The organism is Actinocrinis sp. (assembly GCF_035946395.1).
GTDB lineage: Bacteria > Actinomycetota > Actinomycetes > Streptomycetales > Catenulisporaceae > Actinocrinis.
In genome coordinates this window covers 1-3,158 of sequence record NZ_DASYZI010000294.1, presented here as the reverse complement: position 1 = coordinate 3,158, position 3,158 = coordinate 1, and the positions used below count along the sequence as shown (strand labels likewise).

Here is a 3,158-nt window from a genome sequence, read left to right as displayed (position 1 = left end):
CGTCTCGGTCCTCATCCCGGTACGGCACGAGCCCGATCCGACGGTCGCCGCCGTGCGCGCGGCGCTGGCGCAACGCGGGGTCGACCACCTGGACATCGTCGTGCTCGACGACGGTTGCCCGCAGGAGACCCGCGCCGCCCTTCGGCGGGAGTTCGGCGACGATCCGCGGGTACGCATCCTGGCCGCCGCGCCGCTGCCCCGGGGCTGGTCGCCACGTGCCCACCGGTCGCACCAACTCGCCGTCGCGGCGCGCGGCAGGGTGCTGATCTTCACCGAACCGAGCGCCCCGCTCGGACCGGACGCCGCAGCCTCGGCCACCGCGCTGCTGCGCAGTGAGCAACTCGATCTCGCGGTCCTCGACACCGGGCGGCCCGCGTCGGCGAACCGGCCGGCCTTCAATGGACAAGGCCTGGGAAATGGGCGGAACTCGGGAAATAAGCCGGGCACCGGCACGGGCACGAGCCCAAGCGCCGGGGCCAGGGCCGGGGCGACGGCGTCAGCAAACACGAACCACACAGCGCCGGGTACACACAACGGCTCATACGCCGACCGGACGCACGGCGTTCGGCTGCCCAACGCCTGGTTCCACGGCGTCGGATTTCACAGCGCCGGATTCCACGGGGTCGGATTCCACGGGGTCGGACTACATGGCGCTGGATTCCACGGTGCCGGGTTCCCTGGCATCGGCTTCCACAGCGGCGGGTTCGGCTATGGCGATGTCCACCCCGGCCGCTTCACCGTCGCCGTCGACGCGGACGCGTACTGGCGGTTCGGCGGTTACCGCGCAGCGGCGGGCGACCCGGATCCACTGGCGTTGTTGCGCGCAGTACGCCGGGCCAGTGGTCGCGTCGCGGTGGCCGACGGACGCAGCATCATCCCCCCGGCGCAGCTCATCACGTCGCTGCCGCCAGCGGATCCGCAGGCCGAGGCAGAGTGGGACAGCCTGCACAGCAGCCGCCTGTCGTTGAGCGAGACCGCGCGGCGGGTGTTCGCCGCACTCGTCGGCGCGCGATCGTAGGCCGTACGTGGGGCGCGCTTAGTTCGTGGTCGTGGTCGTGGTCGACCCGCCGATGTCGGCGATCCGCAGCTGCGTGACGCGCCGCGAGATCCGGAATCCACAGTGAGCGGCGGTAAAGTCGGTGCACTGTGGCACGGATCATCGTCATCGGCGCGGGTATGGCAGGCCTGGCCGCCGCCGCGCGGCTGGCGCGCCGCGACAACCACGTCGTCGTGTGCGAGGCGTCGGCGCAGGTGGGCGGGGCACTCGGCAGCTGGCGGCACGACGATTTCACTTTTGACACCGGTGCACACACACTGACGCTGCCGGCCGTGTACCGCGACCTGTTCATCAAGACCGGCTCGCGCAAGAAGAGCGCCGCCGCCGCGCTCGAAGATCGGGTGGATCTACGGCCGGTCGATCCGGTACGGAGGTATCTGTTTCCCGACGGCACGCGTCTGGACCTCCCGAACGCCTCACGCGGACGGCTGCACGCCGCAGTCGACGAAGCGCTCGGCACCGGAACGGGCGACGCCTGGCTTCGGGTGATCGACCATGGCAGCGCGGTCTGGGACGCGATCCGTCCGGCACTCGTCGAGGCCCCAGGAAGCGACGGCCGTGAACTGGTCCAGCTGCTGCGCACGGCCGATGGCCGACGAGCGATCACACCGCTGCGACGCCTACGTGACCTTGTGGAGCACGGTGGGCTCGCCGACCCACGGCTGCGACTCGTGGTCGACGACTACGCTCGGCAGGCCGGCGCCGACCCTCGGCGCGCGCCCGCCGTCCTCGCGGCACGTCCCTACATCGAGCACGCGTTCGGAACCTGGCGCATCGTCGGCGGTATGCACAGGCTGGCCGAGGCGCTCGGGCAGCGGGTACTGGATCGCGGCGCGGAGCTTCGTCACGGCGCGCGGGTCGTTCGGATCGAGGTGTCACGCTCGGGCGCGGTCAGCGGCGTTCACCTGGACGGCGGTGAACGGCTCGTGGCCGACGTGGTCGTCGCGGCGGTGGACCGTGCGGTCCTGGCGCGGCTTCTCGGCAAGCCACGCCAGCCCGGAAGCTCAATTTCACTGCGGCTCAAGTCGCAGCAGATACAGCAGCAGCAACCGCGTTCGTCGTATTCGCAGTATTCGCAGTATTCGCGGTACTCGGCGGGGGTCACGACTCTGTGCCTGGTCGTCGACGACGCTCCGACGATGCCGCATGAGACCGTCCTGCTCGACGACCGCGGACCGGCGGTACGCATCCATGTCGCCGCTGAGCAGCCGTCGGCGTGGACGGTTCACGTGCCGGGCGACCACGAGCCCGAGGCGGTGCTCGCCCGGCTCGCGGCGCGGGGCTTCGACGTACGCGAGAAAGTACGCGTTCAGCACACGATCACAGTGGCGGACCGTGAGACGGCGACCGGCGTTCCCGGCGGTGCGGCTTACGGCCCGGCGGTTACCGGACTGCGGTCCGCGTTGCTGCGCTCGCCGATCGTGCAGCCGGTGCGAGGACTTTTTCATGTGGGTGCCTCGGCGAGGCCAGGGAGCGGACTGCCGTTCGTGGCGCTGTCCGGATGGCAGGCCGCCGAATTGATTAAGGCAAGTGGCTGATTAAGTCAGATAATCGGATTGGTGTTTAGCTCCGCCCCACCCGGTCTGTCCTGTGGATCGGGTCTGGTCCGGCGGTTGGGATGGAAGGCGTTGCGCGGCTGCCTGGCTGGCCCCCTCCTTCGCACGCTGCCCGGGGCGAGCGAAGCGAACGATATGCAGACCGGGACGATCCGGGCTCGTCATCGAACAATGGCCTTATTCAGTACGGAGAAATGCTCGATACCCCTTGATTGTCCCTTCGCTCATTCAGGTGATGTACGGAGGGTGGGGCCAGGCCAGCGTCACACGGCGACGCAGCCTGAGCGGCGTTACTGCCTTGCGTCACATGTCTTGTGTTACCTGACTTGTGTCACGCAGCGGTGGGGCTCGCCTGAGCGTGGGCCTCGCGCAGGTTCTGATGCACTTCCAGCGTCGCCGTGGACGTGTTGAGCGTGATGAAGTGCAGGCCGGGCACGCCCTCTGCGAGCAGCCGCGCGCCGAGTCCGGTCGCGTGGTCGATGCCGATCCGGCGCACAGCGGCGTTGTCGTCCGCTACGGCGTGGATGCGCTCGGCGAGCTGCTCC

Annotated in this window: 3 protein-coding genes; 2 read left to right on the top strand and 1 reads right to left on the bottom strand. The window is 69.5% G+C overall.

Going from position 1 to position 3,158, the window contains the following annotated elements; translation table 11 throughout:
• Nucleotides 1-1,018: glycosyltransferase (locus VGS97_RS17855; RefSeq protein ID WP_326854701.1), on the top strand; the 1,018-nt coding region annotated here is incomplete at its 5' end.
• A gap of 128 nt (nt 1,019-1,146) precedes the next feature.
• Nucleotides 1,147-2,595 carry a phytoene desaturase family protein gene (locus VGS97_RS17850; RefSeq protein ID WP_326854700.1) on the top strand — a complete coding sequence of 483 codons (1,449 nt, stop codon included), beginning with the start codon at nt 1,147-1,149 and terminating at the stop codon, nt 2,593-2,595.
• A gap of 349 nt (nt 2,596-2,944) precedes the next feature.
• Here VGS97_RS17850 and VGS97_RS17845 read toward each other — a convergent pair.
• The coding region (locus VGS97_RS17845; RefSeq protein WP_326854699.1) for a methylenetetrahydrofolate reductase at nt 2,945-3,158 on the bottom strand (214 nt) is incomplete at its 5' end.